The 24607-nt window shown below is 40.4% G+C and carries 22 protein-coding genes and 2 tRNA genes; 9 read left to right on the top strand and 15 right to left on the bottom strand.

The window, feature by feature from the left end; all coding sequences use genetic code 11:
* Positions 1-59 precede the first annotated feature (59 nt).
* On the bottom strand, positions 60-254 hold the full coding sequence (locus ACNKW3_RS02235; RefSeq protein ID WP_427397656.1) for a (2Fe-2S)-binding protein: 195 nt from the start codon (positions 252-254) through the stop codon (positions 60-62).
* 83 nt (positions 255-337) lie between these two features.
* Complete coding sequence (gene rnt / locus ACNKW3_RS02230; RefSeq protein ID WP_427397655.1) at positions 338-967, bottom strand: ribonuclease T; 630 nt, start codon at positions 965-967, stop codon at positions 338-340.
* Between the two features lie 137 nt (positions 968-1104).
* On the opposite strand from rnt, the gene ACNKW3_RS02225 reads away from it, so the two are divergent.
* A complete protein-coding gene (locus ACNKW3_RS02225; protein WP_427397654.1) occupies positions 1105-2004 on the top strand; it encodes a flagellar protein MotY in 900 nt (299 codons plus the stop codon).
* Here the strand turns inward: ACNKW3_RS02225 and glpQ are convergent.
* On the bottom strand, positions 2001-2993 hold the full coding sequence (glpQ, locus tag ACNKW3_RS02220; RefSeq protein WP_427397653.1) for a glycerophosphodiester phosphodiesterase: 993 nt from the start codon (positions 2991-2993) through the stop codon (positions 2001-2003). The two genes, ACNKW3_RS02225 and glpQ, sit on opposite strands and share 4 nt — an antisense overlap.
* 190 nt (positions 2994-3183) lie before the next feature.
* Between glpQ and ACNKW3_RS02215 the strand changes: the two genes are divergently transcribed.
* Positions 3184-3666, top strand: coding sequence for an N-acetyltransferase family protein (locus ACNKW3_RS02215; protein WP_427397652.1), 483 nt, complete (start codon positions 3184-3186; stop codon positions 3664-3666).
* Positions 3667-3700: 34 nt separating this feature from the next.
* Here ACNKW3_RS02215 and ACNKW3_RS02210 read toward each other — a convergent pair whose 3' ends face one another.
* The gene (locus ACNKW3_RS02210) at positions 3701-5623 is read right to left on the bottom strand and encodes an aminotransferase class I/II-fold pyridoxal phosphate-dependent enzyme (protein WP_427397651.1); all 1923 of its coding nucleotides are present in this window, start codon (positions 5621-5623) and stop codon (positions 3701-3703) included.
* A 136-nt stretch (positions 5624-5759) separates the two neighbouring features.
* Between ACNKW3_RS02210 and ACNKW3_RS02205 the strand changes: the two genes are divergently transcribed.
* On the top strand, positions 5760-6887 hold the full coding sequence (locus ACNKW3_RS02205; protein ID WP_427397650.1) for a serine hydrolase domain-containing protein: 1128 nt from the start codon (positions 5760-5762) through the stop codon (positions 6885-6887).
* Positions 6888-7053: 166 nt separating this feature from the next.
* Positions 7054-9180, top strand: a complete 2127-nt coding sequence (locus ACNKW3_RS02200) for a hypothetical protein (RefSeq protein WP_427397649.1) — start codon at positions 7054-7056, stop codon at positions 9178-9180.
* A gap of 92 nt (positions 9181-9272) precedes the next feature.
* Here ACNKW3_RS02200 and nth read toward each other — a convergent pair whose 3' ends face one another.
* The 9 genes from nth to ACNKW3_RS02155 form a co-directional block, all read right to left on the bottom strand.
* Positions 9273-9905, bottom strand: a complete 633-nt coding sequence (gene nth / locus ACNKW3_RS02195; RefSeq protein WP_427397648.1) for an endonuclease III — start codon at positions 9903-9905, stop codon at positions 9273-9275.
* Positions 9902-10597, bottom strand: a complete 696-nt coding sequence (locus ACNKW3_RS02190; protein WP_427397647.1) for an electron transport complex subunit E — start codon at positions 10595-10597, stop codon at positions 9902-9904. The genes nth and ACNKW3_RS02190 overlap by 4 nt, the downstream gene beginning before the upstream one ends.
* On the bottom strand, positions 10584-11246 hold the full coding sequence (rsxG, locus tag ACNKW3_RS02185) for an electron transport complex subunit RsxG (RefSeq protein ID WP_427397646.1): 663 nt from the start codon (positions 11244-11246) through the stop codon (positions 10584-10586). Before rsxG ends, ACNKW3_RS02190 begins: the two co-directional genes overlap by 14 nt.
* 6 nt (positions 11247-11252) lie before the next feature.
* Positions 11253-12332 (bottom strand): electron transport complex subunit RsxD, encoded by a 1080-nt coding sequence (gene rsxD, locus ACNKW3_RS02180; protein ID WP_427397645.1) that lies wholly within the window; start codon positions 12330-12332, stop codon positions 11253-11255.
* A complete protein-coding gene (rsxC, locus tag ACNKW3_RS02175) occupies positions 12325-14295 on the bottom strand; it encodes an electron transport complex subunit RsxC (RefSeq protein WP_427397644.1) in 1971 nt (656 codons plus the stop codon). The genes rsxD and rsxC overlap by 8 nt, the downstream gene beginning before the upstream one ends.
* Positions 14296-14865 (bottom strand): electron transport complex subunit RsxB, encoded by a 570-nt coding sequence (rsxB, locus tag ACNKW3_RS02170; RefSeq protein WP_427397643.1) that lies wholly within the window; start codon positions 14863-14865, stop codon positions 14296-14298.
* Entirely contained in the window at positions 14862-15440 is a 579-nt protein-coding gene (gene rsxA, locus ACNKW3_RS02165; RefSeq protein WP_427397642.1) for an electron transport complex subunit RsxA, read from the bottom strand. Before rsxA ends, rsxB begins: the two co-directional genes overlap by 4 nt.
* A gap of 139 nt (positions 15441-15579) precedes the next feature.
* Positions 15580-15656 (bottom strand) — tRNA-Asn (locus ACNKW3_RS02160).
* A gap of 27 nt (positions 15657-15683) precedes the next feature.
* Positions 15684-15760 (bottom strand) — tRNA-Asn (locus tag ACNKW3_RS02155).
* A gap of 838 nt (positions 15761-16598) precedes the next feature.
* Between ACNKW3_RS02155 and ACNKW3_RS02150 the strand changes: the two genes are divergently transcribed.
* From ACNKW3_RS02150 to ACNKW3_RS02140, 3 genes are all read left to right on the top strand, one after another.
* A complete protein-coding gene (locus tag ACNKW3_RS02150) occupies positions 16599-17921 on the top strand; it encodes an MATE family efflux transporter (RefSeq protein ID WP_427397709.1) in 1323 nt (440 codons plus the stop codon).
* Complete coding sequence (gene uvrB / locus ACNKW3_RS02145) at positions 17921-19936, top strand: excinuclease ABC subunit UvrB (protein ID WP_427397641.1); 2016 nt, start codon at positions 17921-17923, stop codon at positions 19934-19936. Before ACNKW3_RS02150 ends, uvrB begins: the two co-directional genes overlap by 1 nt.
* A 142-nt stretch (positions 19937-20078) precedes the next feature.
* On the top strand, positions 20079-21011 hold the full coding sequence (locus ACNKW3_RS02140; RefSeq protein WP_427397640.1) for a LysR family transcriptional regulator: 933 nt from the start codon (positions 20079-20081) through the stop codon (positions 21009-21011).
* 46 nt (positions 21012-21057) lie between these two features.
* Here the strand turns inward: ACNKW3_RS02140 and queC are convergent, their stop codons facing one another.
* Positions 21058-21711 (bottom strand): 7-cyano-7-deazaguanine synthase QueC, encoded by a 654-nt coding sequence (gene queC, locus ACNKW3_RS02135; RefSeq protein ID WP_427397639.1) that lies wholly within the window; start codon positions 21709-21711, stop codon positions 21058-21060.
* 84 nt (positions 21712-21795) lie between these two features.
* On the opposite strand from queC, the gene queE reads away from it, so the two are divergent.
* Entirely contained in the window at positions 21796-22470 is a 675-nt protein-coding gene (queE, locus tag ACNKW3_RS02130) for a 7-carboxy-7-deazaguanine synthase QueE (protein WP_427397638.1), read from the top strand.
* A 67-nt stretch (positions 22471-22537) separates the two neighbouring features.
* Positions 22538-23425: an amino acid ABC transporter substrate-binding protein gene (locus ACNKW3_RS02125; RefSeq protein ID WP_427397637.1), complete on the top strand. Its 888-nt coding sequence runs from the start codon at positions 22538-22540 to the stop codon at positions 23423-23425.
* A 33-nt stretch (positions 23426-23458) separates the two neighbouring features.
* Here the strand turns inward: ACNKW3_RS02125 and ACNKW3_RS02120 are convergent, their stop codons facing one another.
* Positions 23459-24580 carry an S-(hydroxymethyl)glutathione dehydrogenase/class III alcohol dehydrogenase gene (locus ACNKW3_RS02120; protein WP_427397636.1) on the bottom strand — a complete coding sequence of 374 codons (1122 nt, stop codon included), beginning with the start codon at positions 24578-24580 and terminating at the stop codon, positions 23459-23461.
* Positions 24581-24607 lie beyond the last annotated feature (27 nt).

The raw sequence follows: 24607 nt of genomic DNA, 5'->3' as shown, positions 1-24607 counted from the left end.
AATTAAGTACAAAAAAAGTGGCTCGCGGCCACTTTTTTTATTTGTTTTATTTAAGCGATTCAACCAACGTCTTTAAATAAAGACTCATCTACTATGGTTTTATCTATAATCGCTTGTGCCATTTGTATACAAGCACCACATTGAGAACCTACACCCAATTTATGCTTTAACTCTCGCATGTTACCCACACCACCGTCTCGAACTACTTGTTCGATCTTCTTATCAGTGACGCCATAACACATACATACAAACATAGAGAACCTGCACTTTATTACAATGGGAATGATAATAATTGTTATTTAGATAAAGTGCAAGTGAAAATAGTTCTTATTTACAATTATTTTGCGCTTAGCGGCCAGCCCCCGAGTTCGGAATAACGATTAACCATGTAGCAAAAAAGTTCAGCAGTTTTTTGAGTGTCGTAAAGTGCAGAATGTGCTTCTTTGTTATCAAAGGCAATATTCGCTGCTTGGCAGGCTTTAACCAACACTGTTTGTCCCAGAATAAGCGCTGATAAACTCGTGGTATCGAAAGAAACGAAAGGATGAAAAGGAATGCGTTTGATATTGTTACGGGCAATTGCAGCATTGACAAAGCTCTGATCAAAGGTGGCATTGTGAGCCACTATGACACTGCGTTGGCAATCCGCATTTTTCTGCGCTTTTCGCACAAACTTGCATAACTCTCTAAAAACTTCCCCTTCATCTTTTGCGCCTCGAAGCGCACAAAAGGGATCTATACCATTAAACTCAATCGCAGACTGCTCTATGTTAGCACCTTCAAAAGGCGCAATATGCTCATGGAAGGTTTGATCTGGCATTAAGGTGTCGTTTTCGAATTTTAACGTAATAGCCGCTATTTCCAGAATGGCATCTGTGTTGGCATTAAAACCGGCAGTTTCAACGTCAATAATGACGGGAAAGTAGCCTCTAAATCTTTGCTGTAAAACTGTTTGGGGATTTTCCATTAAAAATGACGAAACTCTAAGGCTTGGCGGTGTTAAGAAAAACGTCTGACAAAATAAAGTAAATGCTGATTCCCGCCGATAACATTACTAATAATTTATATTGTCGCCTGTCACTAAAATATAGTCTTAAGAATATTATGTCAGATAAACAAGCAAAATTCTTCAAAAGCCGATGCATCATTGTGAGTTTGATCTTCATTTTGTTACCCGTGCATGCATCATTTGCCAACTTACGTCAGTATCAAGTCAATGTAGAAAGCTCTAATTGGCAAGTATCAAAACAAACAAGGCTAGTGTGTGAATTAAGCCATGATATTCCCAAATATGGCAACGCTCTCTTTATTTCAGAGGCGGCCAAACAACTGAATTTAGAGTTTACTTTGGATATGTTGAGATTACCGGGGCGTTATGATTCTGCAACCTTGTATTCTAAACCACCTCAATGGATGCCTGGTGTGGCGTCGCGCAAAATTGCTCAAATGCAACTGCGTAAACAATACGATGGTGATTTGCCCAATGATGCTGCTTGGCAAATGTTAACTGAACTAGAAAAAGGTTTTTATCCAACCATTTTTTATCAAGATTGGTTGAATCCAACTGACCAAGTTGCGGTTAGCTTAAATGCCAGTAATTTTGAAAATGCATATCTCGAATTTTCTCAATGTATAAGTAATTTACTTCCATACAATTTTGATGATATTGCTTATACCGTGTTGTCGTATCAAAAAAATAGCGCTGAGCTAACCAAGTATTCACAAAAGCGCTTGGACATGATCGGGGAATACTTGAAAGAAGACCTAGAGTTAGAATTAGTGCTGGTTGCAGGCTATACGGATAGTTATGGTGGTTCTTGGGCAAATGAACAACTGTCTATTCGACGCGCTAATGAGATCCGTGATTATTTTTCCGCGCTAGGAGTAGATACAGATCGAATAGAAGTCAGTGGTTATGGTGAAAAACGCCATGTTGCACCTAATGACAACCAATTAGATCGTTCTAAAAATAGAAGAGTTGTCATTAGGATGAGTAAATCTTAATGATTCACTTCTGCGGAACTTTCTAAGGCCTCTTTTAGTTCAAGCATATAGGGCAAAACTTGATCGGTAAAAATGCCATCTATGCCTACTGATAAAAGAGTCTTGAATAATACCGAAGGCTCAATTGGGTAAGCGGGAGCATCTTCTCTAAAGGTGTAAGGATGAATTTTTAATCCCAGTGTTTTTGCTTCTACTAATAATTCAGTTGCCGCAAACTCTGGGGTAAGAATTTGCGGGATCCAAGGACCAATGGCGTCAGCATATTCAGCTACCTTTTTTAAGCCTTGAGATGATTTTAACGCATCATAATCAGTTGATGATTCAGCCCATGAGTTTTCAGCAATCAATTGTACTAATTTTATTTGGCTTTTAAATTCGGTACGAATTCGATCAAGTGTCGGAGGATAAAAGCACTGAACATAGATGTTGTCTGAACTACTATTGAGCTCAAATTTGTTCAGCGTTTGCATGACTAGCGCCGTAATATCAATACCTTCTGCCAAGTGAAACTCAGGTGATTTTATTTCTGGATATAGCCCTACATTTTTGTTGAATAGCCGATTTAGTTCAAAAATCATCTCTATATGTTCTTCAAAGGTAGCAATGCGAAAAGCACTTTTACCTTTATAACGATTACTGAAAACTTGTTCGCCATTTTCATCTTCTCGTTCATGTACCAATAAGGTTTTCAGCTCATCAAGAGTAAAATCAGCCGCGTAATAGCGACCATCCTCTCTATGTCGTGTCGGATACATGGTTTCTACATTGGTAACCCGCTCTAAATGGATATCGTGTAATACAATTAGCTTTTTGTCTTTGGTGGCGACTATATCTTGTTCAATATAATCAGCTCCTTGCATATAGGCTAGAACCGCAGCCTCTCTAGTGTGTTCAGGCAAAAATCCAGAGGCTCCTCTGTGGGCGATAATGTCAAACGCTTGAGACGAAAAATGCAGAAAAAACAGAGATAAGAAAAAGGTAAAACGCATTTAGTTTCCTTGCTAAAACATTTAATGTAGAACTCACAATAGTAACCTTTTATTACTCTAATATGACTGAAAAGATTTACTTTTTGTTCAGTTAACTTGCAAACAGCTGACAAAAGCAAAAGGTTAGCGTAAAGTGCCCATCTCTATAAAAAAAGCGCCATTTGCATAGCATTTAAAACAGGATTATTGCATGGAAAACATCACCATAAGAGATGCCGTCATCGATGACACTGGGACCATTTTACATTTTATAAAAGAGTTGGCGATTTTTGAAAAAGCAGAAGACCAAGTGGAAGCTACTGAAGATATGATTCAAGAAGCTGTATTCAGTGAAAATTCCACGGTTTTTGCGTTAATTTGTGAATCAGGCTCAACACCTGTTGGTTTTGCAATTTATTTTCACAATTACTCGACTTGGCAAGGTAAACATGGCCTTTATTTAGAAGATCTTTATGTTTCCCCAGAGTATAGAGGCTCAGGGGCTGGTAAAGCATTGCTTAAGCAGCTGGCTAAAATTGCGGTAGAGAAAGGCTGTGGGCGTTTTGAGTGGTCAGTACTAGATTGGAATACCCCAGCAATTGATTTTTATGAAAGCATAGGCGCTGTGCCTAAAAGTGAATGGATTGGCTATCAGCTCGCAGGGGATGCCTTAACTAGCTTTGCTAAAGGCTAACAATAAACGTTTATCATCAGTACTTGAAACAGAATCACTGAGGCGTCAGTGATTCCTGATTATCTTTAAGCACATAAATCTCACCATCGAAACTGCCTTGAATGGTTAACCCTTGACCAGCCAGTTCTTTGAGATAGTCGATATGATCTTGAGTAATATGCTGCCCAGGCACCAAGAGCGGAATGCCAGGCGGATATGGCGTAACTAATCCTGCACAAATGCGATTATTGCTATTGCTGATCGGCACTGATTCCCGCTCGCCATAAAAAGCATCGCTTGGAATGCATGCCAAATCAATAGCCGGTAAATTCTCAGGCAAACGTGCTTTACGCGTTGATTTAGATAATTTAACTTTGCCGCTATCAAGCTTTTTCAAAGCATTATATAAACGAATAATCTTTGAGCGCGTACCCCCTAAGGTCAACAATACCAAGATGGTGCTGTGGGTATACTTTTCAATTTCTAATCCAATTTCGTCTAACAAAAATTTATGAATATCTTTAAGTGAGTAGGGGAGTTCACTGATGTCGATGAGAATTTTTAATGGGTCATGACCCATATTATCACCGCTAAAATGCGGGAATATACTCATAAAATCTTGCTTATCCAGTACTTTGATATGCCTGAGTGAGGCCATCTGTTGCTTAAATTCCTGCACATGATTCAACAAGGCATTGAGCAGCTTGTAGCCTTCCATTTCCAATTGTTTCTGGCACACATCCAATGATGCGATTAGCTGATACTTAGGCGATGTGCTGGCGTAGATGCTGTAAATTTCTCGGAAAAAATCCGCATCAAAATCCGGATCGTTGATATGAATATAAGATGCTTGGGAAAATGCGGACACTACCTTATGCGCTGAATGCGTTACATAGTCAGCACCAGCATGAATGGCAGAATAATAGCGTAAACTAGGGTGAAACAGCGAATAAGCAAACCATGCTTCGTCGATAAATACTTTTATGCCATGTTGGTGCGCGATATCGACCACCTGTTTTAAATCGCTGAGCAGACCATCGTAAGTACAACCTGTAAGCACCAGTAATTTCGCATCAGTATTTTGTTCAATGGAAACCTTGATATCGGCCAACGAAGGCGGCGCAAATATGCCATATTTCGGATTTAAAATACTCGATAGATAAATGGGAAAGCTGGCTGACTGCAAAATTCCATAGTGCACAGATTTATGGCAATTACGGTCTACTATTACCTTATCACCCTTACGAAGTAAGGTTTGTAAAATGATTTTATTGGAGGTAGAAGACCCGTTGGTTACAAAGTAGGTGCGCTTAACCTCAAAGGTGGCCGCCGCGGATTCTTGAGCTCGACCGATAGTATTTGTGCTGTCAGATAGGGAGCCTAAGGAATCCACTGATACTGATAGGTCCCCGACAAATACATTGCGGCCATAAAATTGATAAAAATCTTTAATATAAGGTGAGTTTCTAAAACTAGAGCCGCCGCTATGGCCAGGTGTATGCCATGAATCGTTGGCTTCTCCCACATAACTTCGATACGCGGTCCAAAATGGAGTTTCAGCTCTGTCATCAAAGTCGTTAAATAAATAACCTAAAATAGCTTCTGGATCAGAGATAACATCGTCTTTAAAGAAAAAGGATTCGATCTCTTCAGACTCGTTAACGATTTCTAGTCCTTTGGTGTCATCACCGATAACGTACACAGGTAATTCATGACGAATCTGTTTTAACTGCGAGATGAAATTGCTGTAGATTCGCTCTCCACTTTTATTGTGCACATCCCAACTGAGCACAACTGCTTGAATATCTCCATCCTCAGTGACATGCTCCAGTGCTTGCGGCAGCTCTAGGCAATCAATAATATCTATTTGAACGTCTTCCCTTTCAAAGTTGGGAATTGTTTTTGCAAGATTTGAAGAGAGTGCTTGCAGTACAGTAGGTTCTTGTTCGATTAATAAAATTCGAAGGACTGGCAACATATGAATGTTCGCATTGGCATTTAAAAATTTTCAGTAGAATATACAAAGTGTTGAGTTTTGTGAAATTATTACAAGTAATAAGCAAAATTATTTTGTGTTAGCGTTGTAATCTTATTATTAAACGATGGACAACAACATGACTATTTATAGATTCTTCCTTTTAGTATTTGTGTTTCTAGTGCCTCAAGTGCATGCGCAGTCCCTAAGTACCGATATCGATAACATTTTTAGCGCCATTGATCCTAATAATTCTCCTGGTTGCTCAGTTGGACTCATCGAAGATGGTCGCTTTATACATAAGAAAGGCTATGGCTTGGCTAATTTAGAGTTAAATGTGCCATTAGATGGAAAGCAAGTTCATAGAATGGCATCTGTATCTAAACAGTTTACCGCTTTAGCTGTGCTTTTATTAGCAGAAGAAGGAAAAATAGATTTAGACAATGATATTCGATCCTACTTAACAGACCTTAGAGAATATTCAGGTACAGTCACCATTCGTTCAATGCTTGGGCACTATAGCGGCATGGGTGATTATGATCTTATAGCTGGACCATATGAAGGCGATAAATCTAACGATCGTATTGAATTAAAGTCTGCTGCTGGAGGCGAGTTTCGTTTAGGCAATGAAGATTATTTGACCATTGATGAATTTTATAATGTCGTAAAAAACGTTCCTTTAAGACATAGTCCGAATCAAAAGTTCGAATACAGCAATCTCGCCTATTTTTTACTGTCAATGCTTGTAGAGGAAGTGTCAGGTAAAAGTCTTCGCATGTATGCTCAAGAAAAGATTTTTGAACCATTAGATATGACTAATACCTTTTTTAGTGATGATCCGGTGGAAATTGTAAAGAATAGGGCGAGCGGTTACACAAAAGATAAATCAGGTCGTTACGTAAACGATATGACCAATTTGTTTTGGGTGGGAGACGGTGGATTGCATACTAATCTTGATGATTTGAGGAAGTGGGATAGCAACTTTTATCATCCTAAGGTGGGTATTGAACCTAATGAATTGATGACATTGATAAATCAACCGAATAGCCTTCATAAGGCCGGCGATAGCTTATATGCTAATGGTCAGTTTATTCAGCAAAAGGATGGGGTCACATCCTTTAGTCACTCTGGAGGTTGGTTGGGAACTTCAACTTTTTATGCTAGATATCCGCAACATAAGTTCGCAGTAGCTTTGATGTGCAACGATACCAGTTTAGACGTTAGCGATTTAGTTAGAAAAACCGTGGATGCTTATTTTAAACGGTAAATGATTAATCGGTCTTCTCTTTAAACTCACACAAGTCCTCAATTATGCATGAGCCGCAGCAGGCCCACTGAACACACTTTATAATTGGTAACCCAATCGGTATAAAATTTGAACGGCTCGGGTTATTCCAGTATGGTTAATGTTTTAAAAATAATGAGCAGGACGCATGACATTTTTTACTGAGTTAAAAAGACGCAACGTGTTTAAAGTTGCTAGTGTCTATTTAGTAACCTGCTGGATTATTTTGCAAATTATTGCAGTAGTGACTCCGTCGTTACACCTACCTATTCTATTTAGCACTATTACTACAGTTATTCTGGCGATTGCTTTTCCATTTGTATGTATTTTTGCATGGGCATATGAACTCACTCCTGACGGGCTCAAACGCACCCATGAGGTGGAAGTCAACGAGTCTATTCGCGAGCAGAATGGCAGTAAAATTAACTATATATTGATTGCAGCCTTGGTATTAGCTTTAGGTTTTATTGCCTATGAAAAGCTTTTCCTCCCAAATGTCGATGATAGTTTGGAACGCTCCATTGCCGTATTGCCGTTTGAGGATATGAGCCCGGATAAGTCGCAAGGCTATTTTGGCGATGGCATTGCCGAAGAAATTCTTAATTCATTAGCCCGTTTAGAGCAGTTAGTCGTGATTTCTCGCACCTCATCGTTTAATTTTAGAAACAGCAACACCGACATTCGGGAAATAGGTCGTACACTGAATGTAAACTATGTACTTGAAGGCAGCGTGCGAAAAGATAAAGAAAAGGTGCGTATTTCTGCGCAGTTGATTGAAGTGGCAAGTGGTGCGCATGTCTGGTCACAGACGTATGACCGTAAGCTAGACAGTATTTTCACGCTACAGGATGAATTGACCTTTGCTATTACTCAAGCTCTCAAGCTGAACCTATTACCCGAACAAATAGAATACGAAGCTGGCATGACTATGAACCCCAAGGCCTATGAATTGTTTATCGAGGGGAGGGAGTTGTCCTATCAGCGCACATCGAAGTCATTACAACGATCTGTCGAGCTGCTCAAACAGGCCATTGAGGTGGATGAGCAGTTTTATCTTGCTAAGGCCCAGTTATTTCTAACCTATACGTTGGCTGCAAAATACGGTGGAATTGATTACAATACAATTGATTCAGAATATGAAAGACTATTTTGGGAGCTACAGACGGCACCTGAGTTTGCGCTGAAATATCTCGCGCTGGCAGTCTTCTCCGCTACAAAGTACCAACCTAAAGCTTATTTTACATTAAGTAAACGTGCCTATGAATTAGCTCCAAATGACCCGTTAATCCAAAATTTTTACCTACTAATAATTGATGATATCGAACAGTCCATAGAACAACGCTATGCCGTGCTTCGAACCAACCCTCAAAGTGTAATTAACTATCTAAACCTAATTGACCTGCTAGTAGTACAAGGGCGTTTAGCTGAGGCTAAAGCTATACTCAACGATATGGAAGTGGAATTCCAAGGTACAAAATCTTTGCTAGTCGCTCAACTTAATGTTTATTTTACTGCCGAGCATGATTTTGAGAAAAGTTTGCGCTTGTTAGTTAACTACAAAGGGGAACTCGACGGAGATTTGCGAGCGCTTGAAACGACATTGATGATCTACTTAGATCGAATTAATGACGCGCTGACCTTAATGCAGAAAAACCTAAGCAATAATGCAACACAGTGGGATTTTGAACGTACCAACGCATTATTGTTATTGCAATTGAGGGATTATGGCCGATTGACACAGGCGCAAGAAAACAAACTGCAACAAGTACTTGAAGATAATCAGCGAACAGATTTGATTATTTACCTCGCATTGCTCAATGGTAACTCGCAGTTATTTATTGAAAAGTATGAGATAACGCATCCGACAGTTGAATCAGTCGAAAAAGCGATGCTTGTTGATCCTAATAGTTCCATCCTGTATTTAAGCATACTTAAACAACAAGGAAATAAAAGTGATCTTGTCAATGGCTTACTACCAAATGTTATTCAACTGTATGGCCTTAAATGCAGTACTAATTTAATCGCCAAAATGAGTTTTGATTGTCAAACGTTCTGGTATTTAACCGAACAACAGAGTGCTGAACAACGCTTTGAAAGCTTTACTAAACACCTTAATTATTTATCCGTTGATGATAGCGGGATATATCCTTTGTTACCCAATTCACCGGTATACAACGGCGTGAGAAACCACCCTGAATTTGAGTCAACGATTCAAAAATTCATGGATAGCGTGTTTAAACAATCAAATTCTAAGTTAATTTTTGAGCAACGCTAATTTCGATAGGGCGCGTAAAATAATTGACGCCTAAAAAAGCAAAATAAGTGCTCACCAAACGAATATCGAAAAGCTCACTGGATTGCATCGATTTAATCAGTCTTATCCTTAAACTCACACAAATCTTCAATAATACAAGAACCACAGCGAGGTTTGCGCGCGACACAAGTATACCGGCCATGCAGGATAAGCCAGTGATGAACATCTACTTTAAATTCAGCTGGCACTACTTTTAGTAGTTTCTGTTCTACCTGATCAACGTTTTTACCCATGGCGAATTTAGTGCGATTGCTAACCCGAAATATATGGGTGTCTACCGCAATTGTTGGCCAGCCAAAAGCGGTATTGAGTACCACGTTTGCGGTTTTTCTGCCAACGCCGGGAAGGGCTTCAAGTGCAGCACGATCCTCGGGTACTTGGGAGTTATATTGGGTCATTAAAATACGACAGGTCTCAAGTACGTTTTTGGCTTTAGAATTAAACAAACCTATGGTTTTGATATAGTCTTTTAAACCTTCTAAACCCAAAGCGTAAATAGCTTCAGGGGTATTCGCCACAGGAAACAACTTATCTGTGGCTTTGTTTACGCCCACATCAGTTGCTTGTGCCGATAAGATCACGGCAATCAATAATTCGAACGGAGAGGAAAAGTTTAATTCTGTGGTCGGGTTTGGATTGTTATCTCTTAGCCTAGTAAGAATTTCTAGGCGTTTTTGTTTATTCATAAATCTGTTCCAGTCACTCTGGCGCGAGCTACTACTTTTTCTGTTTGTTGTTGGCGTGCAGCAATGGCAGTATCAATGGCATTTTTCGCGGCTATTAAAAGTCCCATACCTAAAAAAGCACCCGGAGGTAAAATAGCCAAAAGGAATTTGGCATCAGAGGTATATAAGGTCAGGGTTAGATTTTCTGCCCAAGCTCCAAAGAGTAATTCAGCGCCAGAGAACAAGGTACCTTGGCCTAAGACTTCTCGCATGCCGCCAAGAATGACCAAGATAATAGTAAAGCCGAAACCCATCATTAATCCGTCAAACGCGGCAAACTTGATTGGATTCTTTGATGCATAAGCCTCAGCTCTTCCAATAATGGCGCAGTTAGTAACAATTAAAGGGATGAAAATGCCTAGGGTTAGATAAAGCTCGTAGGTATAAGCATTCATCAATAATTCGATCACGGTCACAAAACAGGCAATGACCATAACAAAAATAGGGATTCGAATTTCATTGGGAACCCAATTTCGAACAAGAGATACAGTTATATTTGATCCCAGTAATACCATAGTGGTGGCTAAGCCAAGGCCTAAACCATTTATCACAGTGCCGGTGACAGCTAACAGTGGACACAAACCTAATAGCTGAACAATGGCGGGGTTGTTTTTCCAAATGCCTTGAACAAATAGGTTTTTAAATTCGTTCATCGGTGGCCTCCGCATTTTCTACAGGAGCTTCGCAATTAGCGGGTACAGTATACAACTGATCTTGATGTTGATTTACGTAAGCGGCTGCATTAGCGATGGCTCTGACTACAGCTCTTGGAGTAATAGTAGCACCAGTAAATTGATCAAACTGACCGCCATCTTTTTTAACTTTCCAGCGGTTACTGACTTCTTCGTTATAGACTACCTCTGCAAATCCGTAAATCCAATCGCTTACTCGCGTATCAATTTTATCGCCAAGCCCAGGCGTTTCTTTGTGCTTTAATACTCGCGCACCAAGCACGGTTTCTTGAGTATCGACGGCTACTACTATTTGAATATCACCGCTGTAACCATCTGGTGCAGTGGTTTCAATAATTATCGCTTGGTTTTGTTGTTCTAGCCGTGCCCGGTAAGCGCGTTGGGTTCGATCACCAAGTAAAGGATTTGCTGGAATAATAATGCAGTCAGTGTGTAGCGCATTATCATGACTTTCCTCAGGTACCAGTTGATTTAAAATGCTGAGTAATTGCGTTTGCTGGGCTTGATAAATACGGTCTTTAGTTTGCCAATAAGTAAGCGCAATCAAGCCGGTAGTGATAATGGCAAAGAGTCCTAAAATTCCCGCATTTTTGCTAATAAACTTTAACATCAGCTGTTATTTCTCCGACATCGATTTGGCTTTCAACTTATGTCCATAGGTGCGAGGTTTGGTGTAATAGTCAATTAAAGGCACCGCCATATTCATCAACACCACTGAAAAGGCCACAGCATCAGGATAATTTCCCCATGTACGAATAATAATTATCCACACACCAATGGCGAATCCAAAAATGAGTCTGCCGTTATTAGTAGTTGATGAAGATACAGGGTCTGTGGCGATGAAAAAAGCACCGAAAACCAAGCTTCCATTAATAAAGTGGAACCAAGGTGATGCGAATGTTGAAGGATCTACCAAGTAAAAAATAAACGCTGTAATCAAAGCGCCTGCGATCATACTGAATGGAATATGCCAATTAATTACTCTTAGCTTTATCAGCGCCAATCCACCAAGTAAAAAAGCGATAGCAATTGGCGCCCATCCAATGCCTGAGTTACCGCTATAAATATCGTTGGTTAAGGCTTCGTCTACCGTATAACCTTGGGTCAATTGGGTCTTCATGTGATCAAGTGGCGTAGCCATGGTAACGCCATCTACCCCAACTCTTAATTGCCCAACACTATAGCCTTCAGCAGTAAAGCCTGTGAACACAGTATGAATAGCATCCCATAAGCTAAATTGCTGTTCCGTTAGACTAATAGGAGGTAGCCATGATGTCATTTGCACCGGAAAAGATATCAACAACATGATATAGGCGGTCATTGCTGGGTTAAACATATTATAGCCTAAACCGCCGTAAAACTGCTTAACCACGATAATTGCAAAGCTAGCGCCTATGACTGAAATCCACCAAGGTGATAAAGGCGGAATACTAATGGCCAAAAGTAAGCCTGCAAGCACTGCACTGTAATCTTTAACCGCACGCACAGTATTCTTTTTACGTATTTCTAGAATAATGGCTTCAGATACAACAGCTGTTAAGACGCAAAGAAATACTTGAATTAACACGCCATAACCGAAAAACCAAGTTTGCATAGCAATGCCCGGGATACAAGCGAAAATCACCATGCGCATTACTGCACCAGTGTCTCGCTGGTTATGATAATGGGGAGAACTGGCGACTGTTAATTTACTCATCATTAGCCTTTTTATTTGCAGCCTTTTTAGCTTTTGCTCTGGCAATGGCTGCCGCTATTTTTGCTTTTTTGTCTTGTTCGGATATTTCCGAAGCTGGTTTTGACTCTTCAGAAGCCTGTTGGTCATTTTCTTGTTTTGGCTCGTTAGCATCCTCAGATTGCTGAGCCGCTTTTTTCGCTTTTGCGCGGGCTATGGCGGCGGCAACTTTGGCCTTTTTATCGTCTTGAGACGGATTATCCTCCGTCTTTTGAGTCTCAGTATTCTGCTCTTTTTCGCTGGCGGCGTTGTCGCTTTGTTGTGCTGCCTTTTTTGCCTTTGCGCGGGCAATGGCTGCGGCTACCTTATCTTGCTGGGATTGAGCCTGAGGAGCACCGCTCGATTCTTTAGGTGCTTCAGTTGTAGCTTGACCTGCTTTCTTAGCTTTAGCTCGTGCAAGTGCAGCGGCTATCTTGTCTTTCGCACCGGAATCGTCTGATTGCATAGCGCGTTTACGAGCCTCAGCCGCTAATCGATGTTTTTCTTCTCGCTCTTTTTTCTCTTTTAACAAACGAGCTTTTCTGGCTTCGAAACGTTGTTTAGCCTTTTCGGATTTTTCTTTTTCAACTTTTTGCTGGCGAATCTCAGCTTTTGCTATTCGGTAGTAGTGCACGAGTGGAATTTCACTCGGGCATACAAAGGCACATGCGCCACATTCTATGCAATCAAAGAGATTATATTGTTGCGCTACTTCATAATCTTTTGAGGTTGAGTACCAATACAATTGTTGGGGTAATAAGCTAATAGGACAGGCATCGGCGCAAGCTGAACAACGAATACATGCGCGTTCATCTTCTACAATGGCAAGTTCATTTTTCTCTGGTGCTAACAAACAATTGGTGGTTTTTATGACAGGTACTTTTACACTGCTTAGGGTGAAACCCATCATAGGTCCGCCCATGATGATACGGGGGTACTCTTGTTTGTCAGGATTGTAGCCACTTAGCTGCAATAAATGTTCGACCGGGGTGCCAATTTTAACCCAGAAGTTTTGCGGTTTTTCCAATGCTTTTCCGGTCAGGGTAACCACGCGTTTAGTTAAGGGTTTCCCTTCGATGATGGCATCAGCAACAGCATAACAGGTGCCCACATTGTACATTAGGCAACCAACATCCACAGGAAGACCGTCTGATGGCACTTCTCTGGACGTCAACATTTGAATGAGTTGTTTTTCACCGCCAGCTGGATACTTAGTAGGAATACTTATGACCTGATAGTTGTCTTGTTGCTGACAAGCGATGGACATGGTCTCAAATGCTTCTGGCTTGTTGTCTTCGATTGCAATTAATACTTGGCGAGGTTTCAACAAGTAGTTTAAAACATCTATGCCTTGGCGGATTTGCCAAGCGTGCTCGCGCATTAATCTATCGTCGGCGGTGATATAGGGTTCACATTCAACACCGTTAATGATGAGAAACTCAATAGGTTTCACATTATTAGATTTTAAATGGGTAGGAAAGCCAGCTCCGCCCATTCCGCTGATGCCAGCTTTACAAATGGCTTCTACAATTTCAGCTTTGTCTCGGGTATTGTAGTTGTTCACAGGATCAAAATTGTATTGCGTGTCTAAACCGTCTACTTTGATGGTGATAGTCGCTTCTTTAATCCCAGAAGGGTGAGCTGCAATATGTTCGTCAATAGCGATGACTTCCCCTGAAGAACTGGCATGCACAGGCACTGCAAAGGGGTTATGGCTTTCGGTTAACGGTTGACCTGATTTTACTCGGTCGCCGACATTTACAATTAATTCAGCATCTACACCTATATGTTGCTTGATAGGTATATAAAGGTAATCAGGTAAACCTGCGTCAGCAATTTGGTGTTGGTTGGATAGCCCTTTATGACCATCAGGGTGAACACCGCCAGCAAAATCCCACAATTGCTTGGTCGCCAGTCTTTCCATTATTTGATCAAAGTCTGCAAACATTTATAACTGCCTTATGGGAATGTCACCAACTGTGACAGTGTTAAAGTCCCACTTCCAATTTTGCGAGGATTCTGCAAGCGGCACCATGTCGATACAATCAACAGGGCAGGGCTCTACACAGAGGTCACATCCTGTACATTCATCAATAATTACAGTATGCATTTGTTTAGCTGCACCAATGATGGCGTCTACCGGACATGCTTGAATACATTTGGTACAGCCGATACATTCAGCTTCACGTATATAGGCTACTTTCTTGACGTCTTCGGTGCCGTGGGCTGCATCTAAAGGTTTTGCTTCCACTCCCATGAGATCAGCTAGCTCTTTGATGGTGGCTTCACCGCCTGGAGGACATTTATTTATTTCGTCTCCGTTGGCAATTGCTTCGGCATAGGGTCTACAACCTGGGTATCCACATTGACCACATTGTGTTTGCGGTAAAATATTATCAATTTGGTCGACTAAGGGATCGCTTTCAACTTTAAATTTAATAGAAGCAAATCCCAGCAGAGCACCAAAAATGAGTGCTAGTGCGGCAAAAGATAGTATGGCTATCAAGGTAAATGTCATTTAATCAACCCTGCAAAACCCATAAAGGCCAATGACATTAAACCTGCAGTGATCATAGCAATAGATGCACCTTTGAAAGGGGCGGGCACATCCGCTGCGGCTAAGCGCTCCCGCATTGCAGCAAATAAAATTAGTACGAAGGAGAAGCCAACTGCTGCGCCAAAACCATAAATGATAGATTCAATAAAATTATGCTGCTTGGTGGTATTGAGTAAAGCAACACCTAGTACAGCACAATTAGTGGTTATCAACGGCAGAAATATGCCTAATAATCGGTAGAGAGTCGGGCTGGTTTTTCGTACCACCATTTCGGTGAATTGTACTATGACTGCGATCACCAAAATGAAACTTAAGGTACGCAGGTATGAAATTTCTAAAGGCTGTAAAATGTAAGTTTCAACTAGGTAACTACTCATCGATGCTATAGTAAGCACGAAGGTAGTGGCTAGCGACATGCCCATGGCTGTTTCTAATTTGCCAGACACACCCATAAAAGGGCATAACCCTAAAAACTGAACTAGCACAAAATTATTAACTAACACTGTCCCAATAAGTAACAGTAATAAATCTGTCATATCTGGCGATTGCCCTGTAACAATTTGATAAATGATGAATTTATTGAAGTAGGGTAATTATCCCTTTTTCTTGCTCGGTAAACAACACGAAAAAGCTAAGGATTTTGCTTTTATGAGAAAAATTTGGCGTTTGAGAAGATGGCTCCCCCTCCCCGACTCGAACGGGGGACCTGCGGATTAACAGTCCGTCGCTCTAACCAACTGAGCTAAGGGGGAATCATGCTGTGCATTCAGGCTAAAAGTTGGCTCCCCCTCCCCGACTCGAACGGGGGACCTGCGGATTAACAGTCCGTCGCTCTAACCAACTGAGCTAAGGGGGACCTGACTTTTAACGGATGCGCATATTAATCACGTACCGATTGTGTGTCAACTAGGTTTTGCTTTTTTTTTATGGAAATGACCCGTATTTAACTTTGTTGCGTAAAAATGCGTCAGTTGAACGGTTTAAAAGCAAAAATCAGCTAAAAACACTGAAAATCATAGAGTTAATCTTTTGATACCCAAATAAGCAAAATATTTATTTCTATATATTTAAATGATATTAAAAAGTAGTTGATTACTGTTTATATAGACAGTAATTCATAAATCTGTAACAATAGAAAAGGTATTACAAGGTTAGTAGTAACTTACCCAAAATTTAATCAACAGGCCTGCATATAGCGTCATTATTAAGGCGCAATCAGTTATCAACATAATCTGTGGATAACTCTGTGAATTATTTTTTTGAAACAGATTTATTTTTTTCCATCATTGTCAATGATTAATTGAAATATTTATGTCATAAAAAATAATAACACTTATAAATCAGTTGGTTATAAATGTATGTGGTACTATTGTTTAGTATTTGTGCAGGCGCAACATTGATTATAAAAATGTTTTTTGCTTGTGTGTTGTTTTGATGAATCTAACTTATTGTAATAACAAAGAGATAGAATTAACGCCAAGAAGTCAAGATATTGACGAATAAAATTCGTCAGAAAAAATAGCACATTTTGCGAAAAATCTCGTTAGTATAGATGAATGCTTTTTCACTATTTGTATGACATTTTCTACATAAGCCTTTGTTTAACTTTAATACATTTTTAAAAAGACCACTACGTGAGTAAAAAAACAGCTAAAGATTTATTGACTGGCGATATAAAGCAAACGCTTATCGGTATGACAGTGCCCATGATTTTGGGCATGACAATGTTAATGACTTTTTCGTTAGTCGATACCTTTTTTGTTAGCTTGTTAGGCACAGTCGAACTAGCCGCTATCAGTTTTACCTTTCCAGTGACCTTCACCATTATTAGTTTGACCATAGGGTTAGGGATAGGAACATCTGCTGTAATAGGCAAATATTTAGGCAGTGGTGATAGTTCCGAAGCAAAAGCGTTAGCATCAGGCGCTATGATGTTGTCAGTATTACTAGTCGCCGCGTTATCTATCTCCGGTTACTTTTTTATTGATGACATTTTCACTCTCATGGGAGCAACGCCAGAGATATTGCCATTTATTCATGACTATATGTCGGTTTGGTTACTGTCCGCTGTTCTGTTGGCCGTTCCTATGGTGGGCAATAGCGTATTGCGTGCAAATGGTGATACAAAAATGCCAAGTATCATAATGGCAGCGGGTGGTGCAATAAACGCTGTGCTTGATCCCATTCTTATTTTCGGCCTTGGACCTATTCCAGCTTATGGCATCATGGGGGCGGCAATAGCTACTGCTATCGCTTGGCTTGTGAATGTCGTCTGGATACTTTACTTGTTGGCAGTAAAACGACAATTAATGGAAGCCAAATTATTAAACTTTCGGGAATTTAAGAAAGCCTCAAAAGGCGTGCTTGGTATCGGTCTTCCAGCGGCCGGCGCAAATATGTTAACACCGATTGCTGGCGCCATATTAACCGCCATAGTTGCCACTTATGGTAAAGAAGCTGTAGCTGCTTGGGGGGTGGGAAATCGTCTTGAATCTTTAGCGTCTATTGTGGTTCTTTCATTGTCCATGTCGTTACCACCCTTTATCAGTCAAAACTTTGGGGCGAGTCATTGGCATCGAATAGAAAAAGCTTACATGATGTGCATGAAATTTGTGATGGCATGGCAATTCCTAATGTATCTAATATTAGCAGCGCTTTCAGTGCCCCTTGCGGCAATGTTTGCCGATGATGTGAAAGTACAAGAACTAATAAAGGTTTTTCTTTTGATTTTACCTCTTGGTTACGGATTGCAAGGGATAATTATTCTAACCAACTCTTCTTTTAATGCCATGCATATGCCCATGTCAGCTTTAATACTCAGTTTAGTCAGGTTATTTGTTTTTTATGTTCCTGTCGCTTATTTAGGAAGCTTATTGTTTGATGTTGTGGGACTGTTTTGGGGATGTGTAATTGCAAATTTGGCAACCGCTTTTGTGTCATTTACTTGGTTTAAACGTACCTTATTGAAAAATAAAATGTTAGAAACTTCATTGCAAACAAACAGGAGTAAAGATTAATGCCTAAAGGCTTTGAATTAGTCTCTAAGTATCAACCTGCTGGCGACCAGCCAACCGCTATAGCAAGCCTTGTGGAGGGTTTGGAGGACGGGTTAGCAAATCAAACCTTGTTAGGGGTTACGGGATCAGGCAAAACCTTTACTATGGCCAACGTCATATCCGAAGTGCAAAGACCAACACTTATCCTGGCGCATAATAAGACGCTGGCAGCGCAACTTTATGGAGAAATGAAAGAATTTTTCCCGAATAACGCTGTGGAATATTTCGTTTCTTACTACGATTACTATCAACCAGAAGCCTATGTGCCAAGCACTGATACCTTTATCGAAAAAGACTCTTCGATTAATGATCACATAGAACAAATGCGCTTATCAGCCACTAAAGCACTTATGGAGCGTCGCGATGTTGTTATTGTCGCATCTGTCTCTGCGATTTATGGCTTAGGTGATCCGCAAAGCTATATGAAGATGTTATTGCATCTACGCCAAGGCGATATTATGAATCAGCGAGATATTTTACGCCGATTAGCAGAATTACAGTACAAGCGTAACGATCTCGCCTTTGAACGTGGGACTTTTCGCGTACGAGGGGACGTTATAGATATTTTCCCCGCAGACAGCGAAAAGCAAGCAGTTAGAGTTGAGTTGTTTGACGAAGAAATAGAAAAAATTAGTTTCTTTGATCCACTAACAGGAGCAGTTGAAAAGAATGTGGTACGGGCAACAATATTTCCTAAAACCCACTATGTAACGCCGCGAGAGAAAATTATCAATGCGGTGGAGGAAATAAAAAAAGAACTCGCCACTAGACAGAAACATCTAAAAGAGAACCACAAGCTACTAGAAGAACAACGTATTAGTCAACGCACACAGTTTGATATAGAAATGATGTTAGAACTGGGTTACTGCTCTGGCATTGAAAACTATTCACGTTATTTGTCCGGAAGAGCGCCGGGTGAGCCGCCTCCAACATTGTTAGATTATTTTCCCGCTGACGGGTTGTTATTCATTGACGAATCCCATGTTACCGTTTCCCAGATTGGAGCCATGTACAAAGGCGATAGATCACGTAAAGAAACCTTGGTGGAGTATGGATTCAGGTTACCCTCGGCGTTGGATAACCGCCCACTGAAGTTTGAGGAGTTTGAGCATATATCTCCACAAACCATATACGTTTCGGCTACTCCTGGACAATACGAATTGGATAAAACAGGTGGTGAGGTTATCGAGCAAGTTGTGCGTCCCACTGGCTTGTTAGATCCAGTTATTGAAGTGCGCCCAGTAGGCTCTCAAGTTGACGATGTGTTATCAGAAATAAATAATCGGGTAGAGTTAAGTGAACGTGTGTTAATTACGACCTTAACCAAACGTATGGCGGAAGACCTTACGGATTATTTAAGTGAACATGGGGTTAAAGTCCGCTACCTGCATTCGGATATTGATACTGTCGAACGAATAGAAATTATCCGTGATCTCAGAATTGGTAAATTTGATGTGCTGGTCGGTATTAACTTGCTTAGAGAAGGTTTGGATATGCCTGAGGTGTCTTTGGTCGCCATTTTAGATGCCGATAAAGAAGGCTTTTTACGGGCAGAAAAATCTCTCATTCAAACAATAGGTCGTGCTGCACGACACTTAAACGGCAAAGCTATCCTGTATGGCGACAAGATCACGGGTTCAATGAAAAAAGCCATTGACGAAACTAATCGTCGTCGTGAAAAGCAGCAGGAACATAACTTAGCCAACAACATTACGCCTAAATCTTTGGTCAAACCTATTACTGACATTATGGACTTAGGTGATGATGGAGACGGTTGTACAGGTAAAGTTAAACTGAGAAAAGTGGCTGAGAAAGATAAGTCATATAAACTTGAACCGGTTCCTGATCTGCTATCAAAGATCTCTGAATTGGAAAAACGTATGTTTGAACATGCCCGAGAGTTAGAGTTCGAGAAGGCGGCTAAAGTCAGAGATGAAGTGGAGACTTTGCGTGCACAAGTGGTAAAACTTTCATAAATTTTCGCCATTTATTTGAAATTTTGTAAAGTTTTAGTTATATAAAACGATAACTTATTAAATAGTCTATTATTTAATTATTTGTAGTTGTGACATTGGGTTGGCAGAAATGTCTGCTTACCCCTTTGCGCAAGGAGTTTTCATGCTAAATCGTTTGCAAGAATCAGATATAAAGCTACTTCGGGTATTTTATGCTGTGGCATCCTGTAATGGCTTTACTGCCGCTGAACCTGTGTTAAGAATGCAGAGACCCAACATCAGTGCAGCAATCAAGAAACTCGAAGAGCGTTTAGATCTTGTGTTGTGTCATCGTGGTCGTGGCGGCTTTCAGATGACCAAAGAAGGTGAAGTGGTATTTCAAGAAACCAAACGAATCTTTAATGCTTTTGATAACTTTGTTTTCAATCTTAAAAGTCTTCATGATGATTATTCCGGTCACATTACGATAGTGTTAATGGCGGGATTAGCGACGTCCATGCAATTAGCAGTGAGTAAAGCCGTTAAGAGCACAATGAAGAAGTTTGATGATATACACGTTAACATTCAAACCAGACTCTACAACGAAGTTGAACATGTGGCGTTGTCTGGGGAATGTCACCTAGTTTTATCGACATACGATATGGTAAAACCTGAATCTGTAATGTTTCATCCAGTAGGCATTAAATGTGAAGGGCGTTTATATTGTGCCCCTACACATCCGCTGGCTAAATTTCGTGAAGCGGATAAGCTACCTGACAATGTGAATATAGAAGATTACCCCGCAATTGGTATGTCAGGGCTGTCATCGTCAAATTACATTGATAATGACAAACGCCTATCGATACAAACATTTTCCGATTCTTTTGATGCTTGTATGGCAGCAATTATGACAGGGGAATATTTAGGTCTTTTACCTGATTATATTGCAAGAGAGCAGGGCGCTGCGACTGGATTAGTGCCTATTGCAAAAGGTAGTTTGTTTAAATTTGCCCACGAGCTTTTTGTTATGAATGGTAAAAATACGAGACTAAATCCAGTATTACGTCATTGTATAAAAGAAATAGAATATTTTGTCGCTGAGAGTCAGAAGCGGTAATTCAGAATTTTAAAAAGCCAGCAATAGCTGGCTTTTTTTATGCGTTCTACTCATAGATCAATGGATCTTTTTGACCATTTTTTTCAAAAGCTTCTAACCTTTCCTGACAAGCGCCACATTTACCACAAGCATGAGTGCGTCCGTTGTAACAGGTCCAGGTATTAGCATAATCCAAACCCATTTTCAGGCCGTCTTCTAAAATATCGATCTTATCTTTATGCAGATAGGGCGCTCTAATCTCTACAGCTTGATAGTTGGCAATTTTACATACCTCGTTCATTGCATCAACAAAGGCAGTGCGGCAATCAGGGTATATTGCATGGTCACCTGAATGAGCGCCAAAATAGACTGCTTCAGCTTCGATTGAAACCGCGTATCCAACGGCTAGAGATAGCATGATCATATTACGATTTGGAACCACAGTTTGTTTCATGGATTCTTCTTCGTAATGTCCTTCTGGCACATCAATATCATCAGTTAAAGATGAACCTGCTAGCAAAGGATTAATGGCGGATAAGTCGATTATTTGATGGGCTATTCCAAGGTCTTTACAGACATTAGCTGCGTATTCAAGCTCCTTATCATGGCGCTGACCATAGTTAAATGATACGGCGCTTACGTCGAAGCCTTGGCTAATCGCTTTATGAAGTACGGTGAAAGAATCCATTCCGCCGCTATAGATGACAACTACTTTTGGCATTTTTTTCGATATTTTGGTGAATTTAATACAGGATTTTAATCTATAGCTGTTAAAATCCCAATGGTTAAATCCAAAGAGTTGATAATGAATACGCTATTAGTAAATGAAGTTTTTGAATCTATTCAAGGAGAGGGCAGTTTTACCGGTGTGCCTTCTATTTTTGTTCGTCTGCAAGGCTGTCTTGTTGGCTGCCCTTGGTGTGATACTAAACATACTTGGGAAGTCGAACAAGATGATGAAAGAGATAGCATGGTAATAATGCAAGAAACAACGGACACTTCCCATTATTTTTCAGCCACGCCTGAGCAACTTTTTGAGCTTTTTGCATCTCAAGGCTACACCGCAAAACATATTGTCATTACGGGGGGGGAGCCCTGCATGTTTGATTTGCGTCCGTTTACACAACTGGCCAAGGACAAAGGATTTAACACCCAAATTGAAACCAGTGGTACTTACCAAGTCTTGTGCCATGAAGATACTTGGGTGACCCTTTCGCCTAAAATCAATATGCCAGGTGGCAAGGTAGTAAGAGAGGACGCGTTATACAGGGCGAATGAGATAAAACATGCGATTGCCATGGAAAAGCACATTGAGGAATTAGAAGAATTACTGAAAAAACGTGTACATACATCGCAACCAGTAATATATTTACAACCCATAAGTATGCAAAAACGTGCAACTGATTTGGCGGTTGCTACCTGCATTAAGAAGAATTGGCGGTTATCTTTGCAAACACATAAATTTATTGGTGTTGAATAAATCGTCAGTTTAATATTGCATTGGGTTCGAGTTTTTCCTGACCCTGCGCAAATAATGGTGAAACTTCATGTTAAAAATCTTAGTTTCAATCTTGTTGTTAGTGTTCTCAACATCTTCAATGGCGGCGGTTTGGGAGGTGATTTATCCTCAATCACCACTGCCCAATGATGAGCGCTACCGTTATCCTCTAGCTTTACTCGATTTGGCGTTAGAAAAGACGGGTGTCAGATATGAAATAATTCCGTCATCAGTGCCCATGCGCCAAGCAAAATCATTAAAACGGCTCGAAGAAAATTTAGAAATAAATATCTTATGGTCGATGACGGATATTCAGCGAGAACAAGATCTATTGCCCATTAGGATTCCAATTACCAAGGGATTAATTGGTTGGCGTATGTTCTTGGTTCATTCCGAAAATAAGTTGCTAACTACTAAGATAAACTCTTTTGATCAGTTATTAAAATACAAGCCAGTGCAAGGCATTGCTTGGCCAGATACCAAGATTTTGCAAGCAAATGGCTTTAATGTGGTAACAGCTCGAGATTATTTGGAATCGCGGAACTTAATGTTGGAAAAAGTGGCTGATTTTTTCCCTCGTTCGGTGGTAGAAATTAGTGACGAACTTGATAATGAAGAAATTAGTTTTTTGCGAATCAAACAAGGTGTCGCCATTAAATACCCTACCGCCATGTATTTCTTTGTCAATAAACGCAATAAAACTATGGCAAATTTAATCCAGACAGGTCTAGATCGCGCTATCGCAGATGGTAGTTTTGATGCCTTATTTTTCCAACATTTCAAACAAACTCTATTACGCCTTGGAATAGATGATATCACCTATTTTGAACTAGAGAATCCGCTGCTACCCATAGCAACACCTATCGACCAAGAACTGTTTTGGTTTAAGCCTGAACAAATGAAAATATCGGAAGAAAAAAATAAACCCGCTGATTAAAGCGGGTTTATGTTTGATTTAAAAGCGTTTTATTTAGTAATGAATGACGCTACGAATGCTCTTACCTTCATGCATTAAATCAAATGACTCGTTAATATCTTCTAGCGGCATGGTATGGGTAATAAAATCATTTAATGCGAATTTACCCGCTAGATAGTCTTCAACTATACCTGGCAACTGAGAGCGACCTTTTACACCACCAAAAGCAGTACCGCGCCATACTCGACCGGTTACTAATTGGAACGGGCGTGTAGAGATTTCTTGGCCGGCACCGGCAACACCGATAATGACGGATTCTCCCCAACCTTTATGACAACACTCTAAGGCTGAACGCATCACGTTCACATTACCAATACATTCAAATGAGTAGTCCACACCACCATCGGTTAATTCCACGATAACTTCTTGAATAGGCTTGTCGTAATCTTTTGGATTAATACAATCGGTTGCTCCGAGTTTTTTAGCCAATTCAAATTTAGATTCATTTAGGTCAATGCCAATGATTCGACCCGCTTTTGCCATGGTGGCACCTATGATGGCTGAAAGGCCAATACCGCCAAGACCAAAAATAGCAACAGTGTCACCTTCTTGTACTTTGGCTGTATTCATTACAGCGCCCATGCCAGTTGTAACACCGCAACCAAGCAAGCATACTTCTTCTAAGGGGGCAGACGGGTTTATTTTGGCTAATGAAATCTCTGGTAATACAGTGTATTCAGAAAAGGTTGAACAGCCCATGTAGTGAAAAATCTCTTTGCCATTACAGGTAAATCGAGTAGTACCATCAGGCATTAGACCCTTACCTTGAGTTTCGCGCACTGCGCTACACAAATTGGTTTTACCGGATAAACAAAATTTACACTTGCCGCACTCAGCTGTGTATAAAGGTATAACATGATCACCCACTTTTAAAGAAGTTACACCTTCACCTACAGATTCAACTATACCGCCACCTTCATGACCTAAAATTGCTGGAAATACACCTTCTGGATCATCACCTGACAATGTGAAAGCATCGGTATGACAAACACCTGTAGCAACTATCTTTACGCGTACTTCACCTGCTTTAGGCGGGGCAACTTGCACTTCTTCAATACTTAAGGGTTTACCCGCTTCCCAGGCAACAGCGGCTTTACAAGTAATAACGTCTGCCATAATTTTTAATCCTTATTTTTTGTCTTT

The sequence above is a fragment of the Glaciecola sp. 1036 genome, assembly GCF_050306235.1.
Taxonomy (GTDB): domain Bacteria; phylum Pseudomonadota; class Gammaproteobacteria; order Enterobacterales; family Alteromonadaceae; genus Glaciecola.
The sequence above is the reverse complement of the archived record's forward strand: the minus strand, read 5'-3'. Positions and strand labels throughout refer to the sequence as shown.